The organism is Paraburkholderia caledonica NBRC 102488 (genome assembly GCF_000685095.1).
GTDB lineage: Bacteria > Pseudomonadota > Gammaproteobacteria > Burkholderiales > Burkholderiaceae > Paraburkholderia > Paraburkholderia caledonica.
Genome location: NZ_BAYE01000001.1, coordinates 510117 through 528482, shown reverse-complemented (window position 1 = coordinate 528482; position 18366 = coordinate 510117). Strand labels below are relative to the sequence as shown.

The following is an 18366-nucleotide window of genomic DNA, read 5'->3' as shown; positions in this document are numbered from 1 at the left end:
CTGCCACGATTCGGGTCCGCCACCAGGCGGTCCGTTTGGCCGGACGGCGCCCCTTCTCCGATAACGTTTGACGAGGCGCTCGCGCGCGCTGACTGAATGATGAAACTTGGACTTTCCAGCAACGCATTGCAGCACAGCGGCGGCCTGGAACGCTATGCGATGGATCTCGTGCGCGGCTTCGCGGCACGCGGCGTCGAGCTTGCATTTTTTGCGCGCCGTTTCGATACGTCTCTGCCCGAAAGCGGCATGGTCGAACGGCACCGCATCAACGTGTCGTTCCTGCCGGGCAAACTGCGCGACCGCTGGTTTTCATGGCGTTTGCGCTCGGCGCGCCGAGCGGCGCACGTCGACTTGCTGATTGGTTGCAACCGCGTTGACTCGTCCGATATCGCCATCTGCGGCGGTACGCATCTTGGTTTTCTTCAGGCGACGGGGCGCGCGCAGAAGCGCTCGGACCGTTGGCAAGTTGAACTCGAACGGCGCCAATACGCGCGCTCCAAAGTCGTCGTCGCCCATTCGCAACTCATGCATGACGAATTGCGGCGACTGTACGGGATCGACGAAGCAAAAATCCGTGTGTTGTATCCGCCCGTCGACGGAACCCGTTTCAAGCCGACCGATGCCGCCACTCGCGCCGCCCTGCGGCGTAAATACGGCTTTGCGGATGACGAGATCGTTCTGCTGTTTCCGTCCAGCAGTCACGAGCGCAAGGGGTTGCCGCTCATCGAAGCGGCGTTGCAGGACACGTCACTGCCCATCGTGGTGGCCGTAGCGGGGCGCCCGCCCGCGCGTACATCGGAGCGGCTGCGCTACATCGGGTACGTCAAGGAACTCGCGGAGTGTTATCAGGCCGCCGATTTCACTATCCTTGCATCGACGTACGAGCCCTTCGGCCTCGTCGGCATCGAATCGGTGATGTGCGGCACGCCGGTGATTTTCCCGTCGAACATCGGTTGCTGCGACGCTATCGCCTCACATGCAAAGTTTGTCTTCAAGCCGGGCGACGTGGCCGACCTGCGGGCAACGCTGGCGCGAGCGGCCGCGGTACATCGCGACCACGCGCGCCTCGCGCCGCCCGAACTCACCGACGCCGCCGCGGTGCGCTATGACCCGAGCGTGGCCGCTCACGTCGATGCGTTGCTGAGCCTGGCGAAGCAGATCGCACCCGCCTCGTAAGTCTCGCCACTCTCTGCGGGACGGCGCGCGCGGGCCGCCAGGCACGGTCTCGCATCGTTTCGCGCGAGGGCCACATGTTATAATTTTGCGATATCGACGCTTGAAATTAACGCTTGAATTTGGCTTGATCTCATTCGAGCCGAACACCCCCTTTACTTCACCGGGCTTCAATGCCCGCGAGGACAGGCGGCGGGCCAGCAGCGCCGTCGCCGGAGCGCGCCTACGCGTCACGACGGGGCCGCAGCCGCCGCACTGGATCTGTCGAAAAGAATACGCTGGAGATTGTGCATGGCGAACGCGACCTCGCGCCGGGTATCGGCGTACAGCAAGATCGCGGCGGAACGAAACGCGCCGATGAGCCTATGAGTCGGCTTGCCGGGCGTCTTCTTACCTTCAGGTCGGCTATTCCGCGACTGCTCGCCAAGCCTTTGCGCCGCGAGCCGCAGAGCACGCGCCGTATCCTGATCGCGCATCATCTTTTGCTTGGCGATACGTTGCTGCTCACGCCGCTGCTCGCCAAGTTGCGTGCGCAATATCCGCAAGCGGACATTTTTCTGGCCTGCCCTAAAGCCATCGTGCCGCTATATGCGGGGCGGCCTTTCGGCGTGAACGCGTTGCCGTTCGATCCGCGCGATCCAGCATCCGTGCGAAACATTTTGCTTTCCGGACCTTACGACCTTGGCCTCGTGCTCGGCGATAACCGCTATAGCTGGCTCGCGCTCGCGGCCGGCTGCCGGTGGATCGTCGGTCACGCCGGCGACAAGCCCGCGTGGAAGAACTGGCCGCTCGACCGGAGCGTGCCATATCCCAATGCGCCCGAGGCGTGGGCCGACCTCGCCGCGCAACTGATAGAAGGGCCGCCTCCGCGCGCTTACCGTCCCTCCGATTGGCCGGCGCCGCCGCATCGCGCGTTGCCGGAGCCGGCGCAGTTCACAAAACGTTATGTGGTGCTTCATCCGGGCGCGAGTGCGAGCGTCAAGCGCTGGCCGAATGCACGCTGGCTCGAGCTGGCGCGGCGAGTCGAAGCACTGGGTTACGTGCCGGTGTGGACCGGCGGTCCGGGCGAAGCGGATCTGATCCGCGCGATCGACCCGCAAGCGCGTCATCCGAATCTGGCGGCTCAGCTCGGTCTCGGCGAGTTGTGGCATCTGTTTGCCGGCGCGCAGGCCGTGGTTTGTCCCGATACCGGCGTCGCCCATCTTGGGCGCCTGATAGGGGTGCCTACGCTTGCGCTTTTCGGTCCGGGCAACGCGCAGATTCATGGCGCGGGACGCTACTGGCGCGAGGTGCCGTTCGTGCCGATCACCGTCGCCGACATGCCGTGTCGCGATCAGCCTTTTCTCTTCCGCCGCGAGGTAGCATGGGTGCGGCGCTGCGATCGCAACGAGACGACCTGCGTCGCGTGGCGCGGCGACCACGCCGAGTGCATGGGCCAACTCACGGTCGAGTCGGTATTCAATGTTTTGCAAAATATCCTGGTGAAAGCGTAATGACTCACACGGCTGCGCGAGTGGAGCGCCTGTTCTGGGTTGCCTGTCCGGTCCTGCTGTTCGTGGTGATGTTCGGCCACATGACGGCGATCGTCTTCAACGCGCTCGCGTTGCTTGCGCTCGGTGTCGCGGCGGCTGCCTTTTCGGCGAATCGTCCGCCGCTCGTGCGTTGGCCGCTGCTGCTGCCCGCCGCCGCGTGGGCCGGGTGGGGACTTGCTTCGGTGGCGTGGTCTCCGTACCCAATGGTCAGCCTGCACGCGTGGTGCGACGAGGTGCTCTATCCGCTGGTGTCGTTCTGGGGCTTCTGGTTGTTCGGAAGCCAACTGCGGCGACCCGAGCCCGTGGTTGCCGTGAACTGGCTTGCGTGTCTTGCGCTCGCCACGATCAGCGCGCTCAACTGGGGGCATCTGCAACCGCCTACGGCCAATACCTTCCCGTTGCATTTTTATAATCGCGTCGGTCATACCAGCACGCTCGCAGTGTTCTCGATGGCGCTCTTTGCCGGCTTCCTGTTGCGTCCGCGCTGGCGCGTGGTCGGCGCGAGCGGCATTGTGCTGTGCCTCTTTATCGGGCTCGCGACGCTCAACCGGTTTTTCTGGCCGGCCGCCGCTGTAACGCTTCTCGTCGCGCTTTATCCGCTGTATCGGCGCCGCCTCATGCTCGCGGTGCTGGCCATTGCCGTGGTGGGTGCAGCCGGCGTCGGCACGCTCGAGCTCAGTTCCCGTTTGCGCACGAGCGGTGCCGCGCCCGAGGTTACACAGGCGCGCGACGTCGTGATCGACGGTCATCAGGTCTACGTGCCGGGCTCGCTGTCGGCCATCGGCGATACGGTATCGGCCGATACGCGCCCGAAGTTGTGGGCGTTCTATGTCCGCCAGGCCGAGCATCACGCCTGGGCCGGCATAGGTTTCGGCAAGCCATTGCCGGGCATCGTCTATCGCAATGCGATGCCGCCTGCGTTGCTGGCGGCAGAACCGCAAGCGCTGACGCATGCGCACAACCTGTTCATCAACACGTGGCTGCAGACCGGCTTCATTGGCGTCGTGCTGCAGACGGCGCTGTTGCTGAGCCTGGTTGCGCGATTCTGGCGGTATCAGCGAGTCGAACCGTGGTTATGCGCCGCAGGCGTGGCGTTGGTAGCCGGCATGATCGCGAAAAACATGACCGATGATTTCATGTGGCAGACGACCATGCTGGCGTTCTGGTCATTCGCGGGTCTCCTGCTGGGGTATGCGGAGCACGGCAGAGCTTCGGCTGGATCTTCGCAAAGCGTTGAGCGCACCATGTCCAAGGCCGCGCGGGTCGAACCGCTACGCGAATCGCAGACCGTCAAGCCGGATGAAAAAGGCCGGTGATGAGCGAGACATTAAAGGCCGCAGAGACCGACCGAGCCCCGCTGCGCATTCTGTTCCACATCAACGACTTCGGTAAGGGCGGCACCGAGACGGCGCTGCTGTCGTGGCTCAAGACACTGGACCGCCGGCTGTTCGCGCCGAGCCTCTCGGTGGCCTATCCGACCGACGACCTGGCGTTCTGGCGCGCGCATTCAATTCCGGACGACGTCGATGTCCATGTGCTCGCTTCATCGGAATGGATGGTCGCGCTGCATCAGAAAGCGCGCCAACGCAAACTCGGCCTCGGCGCAAAGCTGTTGCACAAGGTGCTGACCTACGGCGCGATCCGGCCGCTGGCCGCGCGGCGGATGCGAGGCCTCGCGAGCCAGCATGACCTCGTTTGCGACTTCGATTTTTCGCTGCGTCATCTGGCAGGCAGTTGCGGCGTGCCGTGGATTGGCGTGAGTCACTTCAGCCTCGCCGCGCGGCTTGGCAACAAGAGCGAGCGTTATGTCGCCCGCCGCGTCCGGCATTTCTCACGTTACTCCGCAGTAGCCGTGCTGACGCCGGCCATGCTGCGCGAAGCGCGCGAGCTTTTCGCGACAAGTCATGTGGACGTTACCGAGTTGCCGAACGTGATCGACATCGAGGCGTTGCGGCGCGCGGCGTCCGGGCAGATCGAACGTCCGGCGGACTCGTTCATTGTGTCGGTGGCGCGGCTGGACGAAGGTCAGAAGGACCACAAGACGCTGCTGCGAGCCTACGCCCAGTTACGCGAGCGTGGCCGCTGCAACGCGGCGCTGGTGCTGATCGGCGAGGGCCGGGACCGAGGCGAGCTGGAGCAACTCGCGCACGAACTGGGGATCGCCCCGTCCGTGCATTTCCTGGGCTTCTGCGCGAACCCATCGCCCTATATCAGGCAGGCGGAGCTGCTAGTGCTGAGCAGCCGCTATGAGGGCTTCGGCATGGTGCTTGGCGAGGCCATGGCGCTCGGCACGCCGGTTCTATCGACGGATTGCCCGACCGGCCCGCGCGATCTGCTGGAGGGCGGCAAAGCCGGCCTGCTAGTACCGCCGGGCGATGTCGACGCGATGGCGCTGGCCATGGAACGTCTTCTCACCGAGACCGAACTGCGCCGTAGCCTCGTGCAGGCAGCTTCACAAAAGGTCGCCAGTTTTGCGCCCGCAAGCGCGAACCAGCGGATGCTCGCACTGGCCTCGAGGCTGTTGAAGGAGAAGGCGGCGACGCCTCGGTGAGGCGGGACTTCGATCGCGTGGCGGTTGCATCAATCGCTGAACGCTGGTCCTCCGGCGTCGCTCGCCGAGATCACCAGCATGTCGGGCGACCTGCCAGATAGAGATAGAATGGTGCGCTTTGCCCGTACTCGACTCTGCCCATGTGGTTCAAAAACCTTCAGCTTCACCGCCTTCCCGCGCCGTGGTCCGTTACTCCCGAACAGATGCAGAAGTGGCTCGCTCCGCATCCTTTCGCGCCCGGCAATAGTGTCGAAATGCAAAGCCATGGCTGGGCGTCTCCTCGCGACAACGATTCGCTCGTGTATGCGCTCAACGGGCAATTGCTGCTCACGTTTCGCACCGAAAAGAAACTGCTGCCGGCTTCGGTCGTCACGCAATTCACGAAGGCGCGCGCCGCTGAACTCGAAGACCAGCAGGGCTTCAAACCAGGCCGCAAACAGATGCGCGAACTCAAGGAGCAGATCACCGACGAACTGTTGCCGCGCGCTTTCAGCATCCGGCGTGATACGCGCGTGTGGATCGATTGCCGCAACGGCTGGCTGGTCATCGACGCCGCGTCGCAAGCGGTCGCCGACGAAGTGCGCGGGTTGCTGGTGAAGTCGATCGATCAGTTGCCGCTTGGTACCGTGCGCGTTACACAATCGCCGGTTGCGGCCATGACGGGTTGGTTGCTCTCGGGCGAGGGGCCCGCTGGTTTCACGCTCGATCAGGACACCGAGTTGCGCTCACCGGCGGAAGGCAACGCGACCGTGCGTTACGTGGGACATACTTTGGACGCCGACGATATGCGCCGTCATATCGAGGCCGGCAAGCAATGCATGCGACTTGCGATGACGTGGAACGATCGGGTGTCGTTCGTACTGACGCCTTCGCTGACGATCAAGCGCATTGCGCCGCTCGACGTGCTGAAGGAAGCCAGCGATCCGACCGCGCAGAACGACGACGAACGCTTCGACTCGGATTTCACGCTGATGACTGCGGAACTCGATCGCATGCTGCGTGACCTGCTCGACGCGTTGGGCGGAGAGCAGATTGACGCGGTGCTGCAGGCCGCGGCGGCTTGAGAGGGCGGTGCGTTCGGGGAGGCTTGTTTTGCGCTTACACCAGGCTTGGGTTCCTGGAGACGGAAAGTCCGCTCGATTCCGCAGTCGGGGGAGGGCAGCGGTTACGATGCACAGGCTCGCTCAGGGAGCCGTGACCCGGTTCAGCGTAACGGCGAAAACAACTACCGTATCAATGAGTTGAGGAAGTTGTGGGGTGGTTATGCACAGACTACTGAACAGAATCTGTGGGTAACTTCACCCCGCCGCTCCCCTCCAGGCATTCCGCCCCGACAATTACTTCATCGCCGCCATGGCCTGCTGGATCTCTTCGGTGCTGAGATCGCGCTTATGAGTCGCCAACGACCAGCTATGTCCGAACGGGTCTTTCAGCTGGCCGTAGCGGTCGCCCCAGAACATGTCGGCGACAGCCATCTTGACGGTCGCGCCCGCATCGACGGCTTGCTGGAAACTGGCGTCCACGTCTTCGACGTAGTGGTGGATCGTCACCGGTGTGCCTTGAAGGTGGTTCGGTCCGAACGCCTGGTGTTCGGGCCATTCGTCGGTGAGCATCAGCATCGAATCGCCGATTTTCAGGCACGCGTGCATCACCTTGCCGCCCGGTCCCGGCAGCCGGAACTGTTCGACGGCGTTGAAGGCTTTCGTGTAGAACGCGATGGCTTCGGCTGCGTTTGCGCAGATCAGGTACGGCGTGAGCGAGTGCATCCCTTCCGGGATCGGTTTGACAGCAGGGCTGCTCATGACGGCGACTCCTTGAAGTAACAGGTTCGTGGATTGAAAGTCCGACTGTTTCAGCCAGGCTCCCAACGTTACGACGAGTACGTCACCGCCGGATCGACACTCCGTAAAAAATATTTTCGAGCACGAACGTGCGCGTAACCGGCCGACGTTGCAAGGCCTGAAAGTCGCTTGTCAGCCGTTAGCCGTTAGCCGTCAGCCCTCAGCCCTCAGCCCTCAGCCCTCAGCCCGCCGGATTATCTTCATCCGCAGGCGCCGGTGGCGCCGCAGCGGGGTCTGGCGAAGGCGCCGCGGTCCCGTCGGGCGCGCCGACTATGCTGATCTGAAATGTCGGCGTAGCCGCAAGCGACTGCAGTGTGGAATCTTCGGGAATGTGCTCGAAAAGCGGCAGGATGACGGAGCCGCCAATCACCGCGCGCCGGCTATTGTCAGCGGGGCGCAGCCCCCACACGTCCTGATAGACGACCGGCACCGCGACGCCCTTGCGAGTCGTATTGCCTATGTAAAGCATCACATGCCCGCCGATATAAATCAGCGTGCGTAACGGCACTCCATGTTCCGTCAGATAGTCGAGGCGTTGTCGAGGCGTCGAACCGGACAGATCGATCATGCGCCCGGCGCTCATCTGCGTGGACGAATGGCGCGGCAACCACACGCCGAAGGCCGCAAAGATGCTTTGCAATTCCGAAGAGCAGTCGTTATAGAGGCTGCTGTTGCCCCACCCGTAAGGCCGGCCAATCAGCGCTTTCATCAGCGTCGCGAGATGGCGCGGCGTGGCGGCGAGCGGCATCGGTGCAATTTGTTCGTCGCCAAGTTCGGCCGTGCGAACGAGCGCGTCGCCTTCTGCGTCGCGTGCGGGCACGAGGACTTCACGCGGAGCCGGCGTCCTGGCGACCGCGCCACGTTCGCTAGCGGCGATGCCGGCATTCGCGCCCACGCTCGAGTCATTGGCAGCGCCAGCACCGCTAGCGCCACCGTCAGCCGCCGCACGCGTCTTGACGCCGCTTCCCGCGTTGACCGATGAGCGCGCGATCATTGGCAACAGCGTGCCGGCAGGCGCGTCGAAGCGGAAGACACCGCGGCCATCGCGCACCGGCGCGGAAGCAGAGATCACGGCGCCGAGCGATTTGGCCGTCGCTGCGCGCCAAGTATCGACGAATCGCTCGCTCGCCATGCCCACACCGTCGCTGCGCACCCAGCCCTGCACATCCGGCGTTTGCACATAACGCCATGCGCCGTCGACGCTCGTACCCAGCACATACAGCGGCGTGCCCGGCCGCACCGCGGAGATCTGCAGGTTGTCGAAGGGATAGCCTTCGCCAGCCAGACGGTGGCTATAGAACGACGGGTCGGAGGTCGGCAACTCGCGCACCATGAGGTTGGTCGTCGCGATTGCCCGCCGTGTGGGCTGGTAGACCGGCGCCTCGGTGAACTGCGCGACGTTCATGTTGCGCGCGATGGCGTCGATCCACGCCTTGTCGTGCGGGCGGAAGTTCTCGCCATAACCGACAGCCGCGCCACTCTTGCCGCTATTGTCGAAGCTGGCAATGCGGCGCTGCTGCAGCGCGACAATATCCGCGCCTTGCTGGCGATAGACGCGCATGGCGACGTACGCGGAATTCCACGGCGACGGCGCATTCGTGCCGGTGCCGAAGTAGCGTGCATAAAGCGCCCGGAAGTGCGCCTGCTGGTCGGCGGCACTCAGGAACGCCTGGTCGTAACCGGGGCTCGCTGGATCGAGCCAGTGATCGACGTTCTGATCGTAGGCGCCGAGCGGGAAAAGCGTGATCGTATCGGCGATAACGTGCGCGTCGCGTGTCTGCGACGGATTGCTACACGCTGCGAGCCCCGCAAGCGACGCGAAAGCCACGGAAAGGGCGACGGCGCGCGCGGCGTTCGGCCAGGAGCGAGCGATGCGGAAAGGGACGGCTACAGGCATGAGTTCGGCGAAGTAAGTCCAAGGGCACGATGATACGGTGTCGTGCGTTCCATTACACTTGATCGATTCGCAAACGAACGCATTCAACGCCTCGTGCGTTGAACCACAGGAGCAAGATATGCAAACGAGCGCACGCAATCAGTTTGCCGGCGAAGTCACGAAAGTCACGCACGGCGCCGTCAACGACGAAGTCACGCTGCGCACCGCGGACGGACTGGAAATCGTCGCGATCATTACACACGGCAGTGCAACTTCGCTTGGTCTCGCCGCAGGCAAGAAAGCCTTCGCGCTGGTGAAGGCGTCTTCGATTATCGTGATGGTCGACGTAGCGAAGAATCAGGTGTCGGCGCGCAACTGCATCGCGGGTACCGTGACGGCAGTAACGAAGGGCGCGGTCAATTCGGAAGTGATCATTGGCGCGGGCGGCGCGCAGATCGCTGCGGTCGTGACCAACGAAAGTGCCGAGCGCCTGGGCCTCGCGGCAGGCAATGCGGCAACGGCGATCTTCAAGGCATCGAGCGTGATCATCGGCGTGCAGTCGTAGTGGCCGCACTCCAGTGAACCAGGAAGCCGCTTGCTTTACACTGGGCCGACTGGTTTCCTCATTTTCCGCTTTCATCACGGACCCGTCATGTTCGAAGTTTCCTCCGCCTCGCAATTGCCCAAGGCCGCGCATTATGAAGAACTCGTCGCGCAGGCGCGCGCGCTCCTCGCCGACGAAACCGACTGGATCGCCAACGCCGCGAATTTCTCGTCGTTCGTATTTCATTCGCTGAGCGGTCTGAACTGGGCCGGATTCTACTTTTTCGACGGCCGCGAACTCGTGGTCGGCCCATTCCAGGGCAAGCCGGCGTGCGTGCGCATTGCGCTCGGCAAAGGCGTCTGCGGCACGGCTGCGCAAACGCGTGAGACGCAGGTTGTGCGCGACGTCCACGAATTCCCCGGCCATATCGCCTGCGATTCCGCGTCGCAATCGGAAATCGTCGTGCCGCTCGTCGCACCGGACGGCACACTGATCGGCGTATGGGACGTAGATAGCCCGCTCGTCGCGCGCTTCGACCAAGACGACGCAAAGGGCATGCAAGCGCTCTGTGCGGTGTTTATCGAATCAGCGCTGCCGCGCGCGCCGTAGTCGCCGCACGCGGTCTCAGCCATCGTCAGAAAAATACAAGGCTCGCGCGATGCAAGACCCGTCTCATCCCACAGTGCATGCACGCGACGCCGCTCTCGCAGCGGCGCCGTTCGGCATGTTCATTTGCAATGCGCGCGGCACGTTCGAGCACGTCAACGCGGCATTCGAAAAACTGACGGGAATGACCGCCAATGAACTGGTCGGCCGGCGCAGCTTCGAATCGCTGCACGATCCGGCAGAGCTTGCGAGACGCCGCGGTGAATTGCCGATATTGGCCGCGATAGGCGCCCGCTACGAGAGTGAGTGGACTTATCTGCGACGCAGCGGCACGCCGGTACGCGTGGTGCTCGCGCTGTCTCCGCTCTCCGGTGAAGCGGGGTGTCATGCCAGCGAGGCGCGTTACGTCGGCGTTGTCGTCGACATGACGCGCTATGCGCAATCGGACGCGCGCCTCTGGTATGTCTCGCATCACGACGGCGTGACGCGCCTGCCCAATGAGACGCTTTTCACCGAGCGCCTCCAGTTGACGATCGTACGCTGCGAACGCCATGCGAGCGGCTTTACCGTGCTGATCGCCGAGCTCGATCATTTGCGCAAACTCCGCGACGCACTCGGTTTGCACGCGGCCGAACTTGTGTTGCAGATCGTCGGCGAGCGGTTGCGCGGCCTCTTTCCGAACGACGGCACGATCGCCTCGATCGGCGGCACGCAGTTCGCATTGCTGATCAACGAGACCGGCTCAGCCGCCGATGCGTTCGCCGCCGAGGCGCTCAGCCGCATTGCCGAACCGATCGACTACGGCGGTACGGCGCTGAACATCGCGGCGAGCATCGGCATCGCCGCTTATCCGGACGACGGCGGCGATGCGCCGACGCTGATGCGCCGCGCGGGCGTCGCGCTCTCGGCGGCAGCGGCGGTCAGCGGCAACGCGGTCCGGCGCTTTTCGACCGCGCTCGAAGGGCAGGCCGCGCGCCGCTTCCAGATCGAGACCATGTTGCGTGAAGCGTTGGAGCGCCAGCAGCTGCATCTTGTCTACCAGCCGCAGGTGACGCTCGCCACTGGCCGCATCGCGCAAGTCGAAGCGCTGCTGCGCTGGAATCATCCGGAGCGCGGCATGATCAGTCCGGCCGAATTCGTGCCGGTTGCCGAAGAGTCCGGGCTCATCGAGCAGATCGGCGAATGGGTGATCCGCACCGCGTGTCGCGACGCGGGCAAACTGCTTCGCGTCACCGGCAACCTGCCGCGCGTCGCGGTCAATGTGTCGCCGCAGCAGTTCCAGCGGCACGACCTCTTCCAGACGATTCGCGGCGCGCTCGACAGCGCCGCGCTCGCTCCGTCCTATCTGGAAGTGGAAATCACCGAAGGTGTGTTGCTGGACGACACCGAGCAGACGCTAGAAACGCTCCACGCGCTGCGCGGGCTCGGCGTGGAGATTGCCGTCGACGACTTCGGCACAGGCTATTCGAGTCTCGCGTATTTGACGCGGTTTCCGCTCAATCGCCTGAAGATCGACCGGTCGTTCGTGACGAGAATGGCCGGCGATCCGCAATGTCACGCGCTCGTCGGCGCGATTGTCGCAATGGCGCACGCGCTCGGGCTGCGCGTCACGGCGGAGGGCGTCGAAACACCTGAGCAGGCGGCGCAGCTAGAGGCGCTCGGCTGTGACGAGGCGCAAGGCTTCTGGTTTTCGCGGCCGGTGACGGCGTCGGCGTTGGCGAATCTGCTGAGTCCGCCGGGCGCGTGATGTCGGTGGCATGCGTGCCGTTCACGATCAGGTCGGCAGCCGTGTCTGACGAGTTGGCGCAATATTTGCATTGTGTCGCCCATCACGGCCCGGGCAAAACGACCCGGGCCTGACCAGGAGGAGACAATGCGCGACAACACGTATCACGCCGTAACCCCATTCGCCCCCAACGAGACTTGCTGGCTCACTCCGTCGATTCAGAAGTCCCATGAACGCTCGGAAGTTTTCGGTCTCAGCGAGTCCATGCGTCCCGATTACGATGTGCTGCCGGCCGGTGAACTCGCGCTAAAGCTCGAGCAGAACCGCATTCTTTGCGCGCACGCCACGCCGGTCATGGAAACCCTCCATGAGCAGATTGTGAACACTCAGAGCATGATCGTGCTGACGGACGCCGAAGGTCTGATCCTTCATTCGATCGGCGACGACGACTTCCTGCGGCGCGCCGAAAAAGTCGCGCTGCGGCCCGGCGCGAACTGGGCGGAAAACCGGCAAGGCACCAATGCAATCGGCACAGCGCTCGCGGAGCGCAGCGCAACCGTCGTGCACGGCGAGCAGCACTATCTCGCCGCCAACCGCTTCCTGACCTGCTCCAGCGTGCCGATTCTCGATCCGTACGGCGATCTCATCGGCGTGCTCGACGTCACGGGCGACCATCGCAGCTATCACCAGCACACCATGGCGCTCGCAAAAATGTCCGTGCAGATGATCGAAAATCATCTGTTTGCCAACACGTTCCGCGAAACCTTGCAGATCGCATTTCATGGCCGTCCGGAATTTCTCGGTACCTTGATGGAAGGCATTGCTGCCTTCACGTGCGACGGCCGCTTTCTGTCCGCGAATCGCAGCGCGCAGTTCCAGCTCGGCTTGCCGCTTGCGGGGTTACGCGCGCATACGCTGTCGTCGCTGTTCGGGCTTACCAGCGCCCAGTTGATCGACCGTCTGCGCACGCACCGCGATCGTCATCTGTCGCTGAACCTGAGCAACGGCGCCGTGGTGTGCGCGAATGTCCGGTTTCGCCGCGCCACAGTCGCCGAAGAGCCCGCCCGTTCCCGCACGCCGACGGAAGCGGCAGCAGCGCCGCGCAGCGAACCGTTTGCGACGCCCACGCATCCGCTGTCGAAGCTCGGTTATCTCGACACCGGCGACCCGCAGATCGCGGCGGTCATCGCCAAGGTGCGCAAGGTCATCGGCAAGAACATCCCGATTCTGATCACCGGCGAGACCGGCACCGGCAAGGAACTGCTCGCGCAGGCGATCCACAACGATTCGCCTCGCCGCGCCGGCCCTTTCGTCGCGGTGAACTGCGCGTCGATACCGGAAACGTTGATCGAATCGGAATTGTTTGGCTACGAGGAGGGCGCATTCACCGGCGCGCGGCGCAAAGGCGCCGTCGGCAAACTGTTGCAGGCCAACGGCGGCACACTTTTTCTCGATGAAATCGGCGACATGCCGTACCCGTTGCAAGTGCGTTTGTTGCGGGTGCTGCAGGAGCGTCTCGTGAACCCGCTCGGCTCGACAAAGTCCATTCCCGTCGATGTCGCGATCATTTGCGCGACCCATCGCGATTTGCGTGAAATGATCGCGCAGAGCCGCTTTCGCGAGGATTTGTACTACCGTCTCAACGGCCTGGTCGTCAAATTGCCGCCGCTGCGCGAACGCACCGATTTGTCAGCGGTGATCAAAAAAATGCTGGATTGCGCAGCGGCCGAGAACGGCGGGGGCCAGGCACTGAGCATCGCAGACGACGTCATGACCCTCTTCGGGCAATGCGCATGGCCCGGCAACTTCCGCCAGCTCGGCAATCTGCTGCGCACGGCGGCGGTGATGGTGGATGCAGACGGAGAAATTCGCCGCGAGCATCTTCCTGACGATTTCTTCGACGACCTGCGTGTCGTCGGCCCATCGTCCCCGCACGGAGTGGATGTGTTGTCGCTCCCGAGCGGACGGCTTCACGACGTTGCCGCGAGCGTGATCGCCAACGCGGTCGCGCAGCATGGCGGCAACGTGTCGGCCGCGGCTCGCACGCTCGGCATCTCTCGCAATACCATCTATCGGAAGCTGCCGGCGCACGGCGCGAACAACAGCGAAGACGCAGCGTGATTCGCGTGCGGAGCAATGCGCTGCAATGCTCCGTTGTGCAACAGCACTGTTCCGGAATTGAACGGGTCCGAATTTCGGCCCCGCGTGCAGCGCGGCGTGCTTGCCACGCGCGGCAGGCGTTGACCCGCAAACAAGCCGTCGATCCGGACGCAACGCTCTGCCTGCACTTCAGGCGAAATGAACGCGCAGGTCGATACGTTCGGCATGGACCTTGCGTTGACGAGAGAACCGCTTCGACGACGCGGTTTTTTATCGAATGTCCTATTCAAGGAGACAGCCATGCAGTGGACAACCCCCGCCTACACCGACTTGCGCTTTGGTTTTGAAATCACGATGTATATCGCCACTCGCTAAGCCATGTTCAAACGCCGCCGCGCGCGTCATGTTGCGCGACGCGCGCGGCGGCGTTCAAAGCATCGCCTGCGCATGCACGGATTCCGGGGTTGGATGCAGGCAGCGCCCTGCCACAACGAATCAGAAACGCGCGACTGCCATGAATGCTCCGGATACTGAAGACTTCATCGGTCCGCGCCCGAATTTGCACCCGCGCTTTCGCTTGCAGCGAGAAGTATCGCAAGGCGGCTATGTGCTGGTGTCTGCGGCAGGTGTCGTCAAGTTGAATCCGACAGCAGGCGAAATACTGAGCCGCTGTGACGGCACGCGCGAACTCGACGAGATCATCGGCGAGCTCGAGCACATGTTCAACGCGTCGGATCTCGCCACGGACGTCTATCGTTTCATCGAGCATGCGCGGCAACGCGGCTGGGTGGAGTGATCACACTTTGAGTGTTCGGGCAGCGCACCGTACTTATCACACACGTTAAAAGCGCCCAGCGATTCTCCTGAACGACAGGGAATCGCAGCGCGCTTTCACTCGCGCCGCACGGCGCGCATTGCATTCTTTCAGCGCTTGCCGCTAGGGCGAAGTACCCGCATTGAGCGAGCTGCCGGCGCTCAGCGGTTTCGATGACGCCCTCGCGCTCTCGTCCGTCAGCTTGCTCTTTCCGGCGCTGTAGCCGTTCGAATACAGCAGAAACGCCATGATGTCCGCGTAGTCTTGGGGCTTCATCTTGCCGGGACGGTCCGCGGGCATGTTGGTCGCCATATACCCGTAGACACCGCCGATAGTCAGCTTCGCATTCGCCGTCGGCGCAAACGACGGACCTCGCAACGCAGGCGCGTTCAATCCTTGCAGATCGGGACCGTGGCACTTCGCGCATGCGCTCGAGTACAAGGTCTTGCCATGCGCGACCTGGGCGCGGTCGAAAGCCGGCGCATCGGTGGCCATGGTCGCATCGACCTTGATGAAATGGCCTTCGCCATTCTGGCGGCCACCGGCTCGCATGATTGCTCCTTTGACGTCGGCGCGGCGAGGACCGTCGCGATACGCAAACACCGCTGCGTCCGGCATGGTCGCCTGTGCTGTGCGAGGCAGCGTCCAGCCGCGCGTCAACGCGGCGAGTCTGCCGTCGGACTCCATCTTGCGCAGCGCGGCGTCGATACGCGGCTGCAACGCCGCGCCGTTTTTGCCGAACGCAAACACGAGTTGCCAGTCTGCATACGCCGAAGCGGCTTGCGCGATCTGAAAGCGCCGCTCGGGATGCGTTTTCGTGTAAGCAACGACAGCCGGATACCAGACGATCGCACGATGTGCATGTCCGTTGGCGACGGCATCGACGGTGAGTTCAGCGGTGTTCTCAAGATCGAGCTTCACGTTCGGTTGCTGCACGGCGATCAACTGCGCGGGACTCGCATACGTGGCCGCAACGATCTCGGCTTGGCCTGTGTGCGCCGCGGGTTCATGCATCGTCACGCTCACATAGCCCGAGTGCAGATAAGCCCGCGAGAAAGTCAGCTTGCTATTGGAACCGTCGGCGACCGCCGAGCGCGGGAAGCCGGCGATCACATCGCATTTGCGGGCGAGCGCCTTGTCGAGTTCCTTGAGCGAGACGCCGTCGTCGTCGTTGCTCGCGAAGCCTCCTGGCGCAAGCGTGAGGGCAATGCCCGCGGTGCGAAATGCTTCGCGTGTGACGGCCTCGTCGAGTACCGTCGAAGGGCTGCCTGGAAAAGTGCAAACGCGCACCCCCGCGCTGGCGTGGCCAGGCATCGACATGCCGCTCGCCAGCAACGCGCCGGCTAGAGCAAAAGAGTTGAGTCGAGTCTTCATGATATTGCTTCCGGGAAAGACGGGACCGCCGCAAGCCATCTGCGCGCGCGAACAGGCACGCGAGGCCGGCGCGGCGGCCGCGTGGAGGTCAGCCGTGGTTGAGTGCGAACACGTACAGCGTGCCGCCGCGTGGAATCTTCTCGGCAGCTTTCGCCATCGGCCCGCCCCAGATCGGATTCGCGCCGCCGTAGCCGGCGAGAATCGCGACATACTCCTTGCCGTCGACCTCGAACACCGACGGTTGCGCCACGATGCCGCTGGCGAGCTTCGGGCTCTTCCAGAGCACCTTGCCGGTCGACGAATCGAATGCGTAGAGATGGCCGTCCAGCGAACCGCTAAACGCAAGTCCGCTCGCGGTGGTGGCCACGCCGCCATTCCAGGGCAGCTTGCTCCAGTAACTCCACATCTTCTTGCCGGTGGTGACGTCGATAGCTTGCAGTTCGCCGTAGCCCTTGCTGCCAGGCTCAGGCTTGATCTCGAAACCTTCGCCGAGGTACGGCAGTCCTTCCATGTACGTGACTGACTTGCCGGACAGCGACATGCACGCATGCAGCGCCGGAACAATCGCGACCTGCCTGTCGGGGTCGTACGAAACCGACCACCAGTTCTTGCCGCCGAGGAAGCTCGGGCACGTCTCGATGGTCGTGCCTGTCTTCGGGTATTTCGACGCGTCCTGAACCGGCACGCCGTCCGCCGTGTAGCCCGTCACTGAGGTGGCCTTGACGAAGGGCTTCGCGTAGATCAGCTTGCCGGTGCCGCGGTCGATCGCGTGGAAGTAGCCGTTGCGGTCCGCATGGATGATCGCGTCATAGTTCTTGTCCTGATACTTGATGTTCGCGAGCACCGGCGTGTTGACGCCGTCATAGTCCCAGGTGTCGTGCTTCGTGTACTGGTAATGCCATTTGAGGTCGCCGGTCTTCGGGTCGAGCGCGAGCAGCGAATCCGAATAGAGGTTATCGCCCGGCCGCAGATCCGCGAGCCACGGGCCGGGATTGCCCACGCCCCAGTACAGCGTTCTGGATGCCGCGTCATACGTTCCCGTGAGCCACGCGGGCGCGCCGCCGTGCTCCTGCATGCCGTCGGGCCAGGTGTTGGCGCCTTTTTCTCCGGCCGCCGGCACCGTGAATCGCTTCCACAGCACGTTGCCGTTATCGGGATTCAATGCCGCGATAAAGCCGCGTGCGCCATATTCGCCGCCCGCGCTGCCCACCACCAGCGCGCCGTCGATCGCCAGCGGCGCAAGCGAGAACGCATAGCCGACTCCCGGCTCGAACATCGTCTTGCGCCATGCGAGCGAACCTGTTTGCGCGTCGAGCGCGACGACTTCGCCGTTGAGCATCGCGACATACACGTTCTTGCCGTAAAGCGCGACGCCGCGATTGATCACGTCGCAGCATGCGGTCTTGAACGACTCGGCGCCGAGCTTCGGTTCGAACTTCCACAACTGCTTGCCGCTTGCCGCATCGAATGCATAGACGTTGTCTTTCGGCGTGGTCACGAAGAGGTAACGGCCATTGACGATTGGCGTGGCTTCGAAACCCTGTTGCAGATCCGCAGGAAATTTGTAGCTCCACACCTGTTTCAACTGCTTCACATTCGACGTATCGATCTGCTTGAGCGGCGAATGTGCCTGGCCGTTGTAGGTGCGGTAATACGTGAGCCAACCCGGATCGCTTTGCGCGGCGCTCAGCCGGTCGTAGGTGACGGCGGGATAGTCGTCGGCCACGGCGGCCGTTGCGCATGACAGACTGACGACCGCGGCGACGCTTATTGCAAGCGCTCGCGGCCGCAGCACCGAAATTGAACGTGCTTTCATCCTTGTCTCCTGTGTCGACCGGAGTTCGCGCCTAAGCGCTGCTCCGGTCTCATGCGACGTGGTCGCGGCCGATCAGAACTCGGGCGCGGCGCGCTGGTCCGGTCCACACCACATGGTTGCTGTTGAGTTATCGACGCGAAGCCGGACGGCGACGTCATCGCTTTGGGAACGCAGTCTGGCTGCGAGTCGTTCAAGGCAAGTCGCATGCCATTTCGGCAGCGCTATGCCGCAAGACGCGCCAGGCTGGAGAGGCGGGGAACGGTGGAACCGTCAGCGCGCTTGCTGACGGTCATGAAGCTGTTGCACGTTGGCGCAACCAGGCGGCTATGTGTTGCGAAAAAAGACAGCGCAGCCTCGGTGGCGCGAGCGAGGCGCCGTCGAGCTTACTGACAGCGGCGAGCCTTCATCTGGTG

The 18366-nt window shown here is 63.4% G+C and carries 15 protein-coding genes; 11 read left to right on the top strand and 4 right to left on the bottom strand.

Translation table 11 applies throughout. The annotated features are described in order from the left end of the window. Window positions 1-99 precede the first annotated feature (99 nt). The 5 genes from BCA01S_RS02460 to BCA01S_RS02440 all read left to right on the top strand — a co-directional run bounded on the left by BCA01S_RS02460 (window position 100) and on the right by BCA01S_RS02440 (window position 6320). Entirely contained in the window at window positions 100-1176 is a 1077-nt protein-coding gene (locus BCA01S_RS02460) for a glycosyltransferase family 4 protein (protein ID WP_027775558.1), read from the top strand. 362 nt (window positions 1177-1538) lie between these two features. Further along, on the top strand, window positions 1539-2666 hold the full coding sequence (locus tag BCA01S_RS02455; protein WP_027775557.1) for a glycosyltransferase family 9 protein: 1128 nt from the start codon (window positions 1539-1541) through the stop codon (window positions 2664-2666). Beyond that, window positions 2666-4021 carry an O-antigen ligase family protein gene (locus BCA01S_RS02450; RefSeq protein ID WP_027775556.1) on the top strand — a complete coding sequence of 452 codons (1356 nt, stop codon included), beginning with the start codon at window positions 2666-2668 and terminating at the stop codon, window positions 4019-4021. Before BCA01S_RS02455 ends, BCA01S_RS02450 begins: the two co-directional genes overlap by 1 nt. Continuing rightward, complete coding sequence (locus tag BCA01S_RS02445) at window positions 4021-5256, top strand: glycosyltransferase (protein ID WP_027775555.1); 1236 nt, start codon at window positions 4021-4023, stop codon at window positions 5254-5256. Before BCA01S_RS02450 ends, BCA01S_RS02445 begins: the two co-directional genes overlap by 1 nt. Before the next feature lie 140 nt (window positions 5257-5396). Then, entirely contained in the window at window positions 5397-6320 is a 924-nt protein-coding gene (locus BCA01S_RS02440) for a recombination-associated protein RdgC (protein ID WP_027775554.1), read from the top strand. A gap of 273 nt (window positions 6321-6593) precedes the next feature. Here BCA01S_RS02440 and BCA01S_RS02435 read toward each other — a convergent pair whose 3' ends face one another. Both BCA01S_RS02435 and BCA01S_RS02430 read right to left on the bottom strand, forming a co-directional pair. Continuing rightward, window positions 6594-7058, bottom strand: a complete 465-nt coding sequence (locus BCA01S_RS02435; protein ID WP_020065348.1) for a VOC family protein — start codon at window positions 7056-7058, stop codon at window positions 6594-6596. A 220-nt stretch (window positions 7059-7278) separates the two neighbouring features. Further along, window positions 7279-8994: an SH3 domain-containing C40 family peptidase gene (locus BCA01S_RS02430; protein WP_027775553.1), complete on the bottom strand. Its 1716-nt coding sequence runs from the start codon at window positions 8992-8994 to the stop codon at window positions 7279-7281. A gap of 118 nt (window positions 8995-9112) precedes the next feature. Between BCA01S_RS02430 and BCA01S_RS02425 the strand changes: the two genes are divergently transcribed. The 6 genes from BCA01S_RS02425 to pqqD all read left to right on the top strand — a co-directional run bounded on the left by BCA01S_RS02425 (window position 9113) and on the right by pqqD (window position 14745). After that, a complete protein-coding gene (locus BCA01S_RS02425) occupies window positions 9113-9538 on the top strand; it encodes a TOBE domain-containing protein (RefSeq protein WP_027775552.1) in 426 nt (141 codons plus the stop codon). A gap of 87 nt (window positions 9539-9625) precedes the next feature. Then, the gene (locus tag BCA01S_RS02420) at window positions 9626-10126 is read left to right on the top strand and encodes a free L-methionine (R)-S-oxide reductase MsrC (RefSeq protein ID WP_027775551.1); all 501 of its coding nucleotides are present in this window, start codon (window positions 9626-9628) and stop codon (window positions 10124-10126) included. Window positions 10127-10175: 49 nt separating this feature from the next. Continuing rightward, complete coding sequence (locus BCA01S_RS02415; RefSeq protein WP_027775550.1) at window positions 10176-11870, top strand: putative bifunctional diguanylate cyclase/phosphodiesterase; 1695 nt, start codon at window positions 10176-10178, stop codon at window positions 11868-11870. Between the two features lie 126 nt (window positions 11871-11996). Continuing rightward, window positions 11997-13970: a sigma-54-dependent Fis family transcriptional regulator gene (locus BCA01S_RS02410; protein ID WP_027775549.1), complete on the top strand. Its 1974-nt coding sequence runs from the start codon at window positions 11997-11999 to the stop codon at window positions 13968-13970. A 279-nt stretch (window positions 13971-14249) separates the two neighbouring features. Further along, entirely contained in the window at window positions 14250-14324 is a 75-nt protein-coding gene (gene pqqA / locus BCA01S_RS34345; protein WP_033379411.1) for a pyrroloquinoline quinone precursor peptide PqqA, read from the top strand. A gap of 139 nt (window positions 14325-14463) precedes the next feature. Next, window positions 14464-14745: a pyrroloquinoline quinone biosynthesis peptide chaperone PqqD gene (pqqD, locus tag BCA01S_RS02395; RefSeq protein ID WP_027775547.1), complete on the top strand. Its 282-nt coding sequence runs from the start codon at window positions 14464-14466 to the stop codon at window positions 14743-14745. A 141-nt stretch (window positions 14746-14886) separates the two neighbouring features. Here pqqD and BCA01S_RS02390 read toward each other — a convergent pair whose 3' ends face one another. Next, on the bottom strand, window positions 14887-16137 hold the full coding sequence (locus BCA01S_RS02390) for a c-type cytochrome (RefSeq protein WP_027775546.1): 1251 nt from the start codon (window positions 16135-16137) through the stop codon (window positions 14887-14889). An 88-nt stretch (window positions 16138-16225) separates the two neighbouring features. Next, entirely contained in the window at window positions 16226-17953 is a 1728-nt protein-coding gene (locus tag BCA01S_RS02385; RefSeq protein WP_027775545.1) for a methanol/ethanol family PQQ-dependent dehydrogenase, read from the bottom strand. Window positions 17954-18366: the final 413 nt, after the last annotated feature.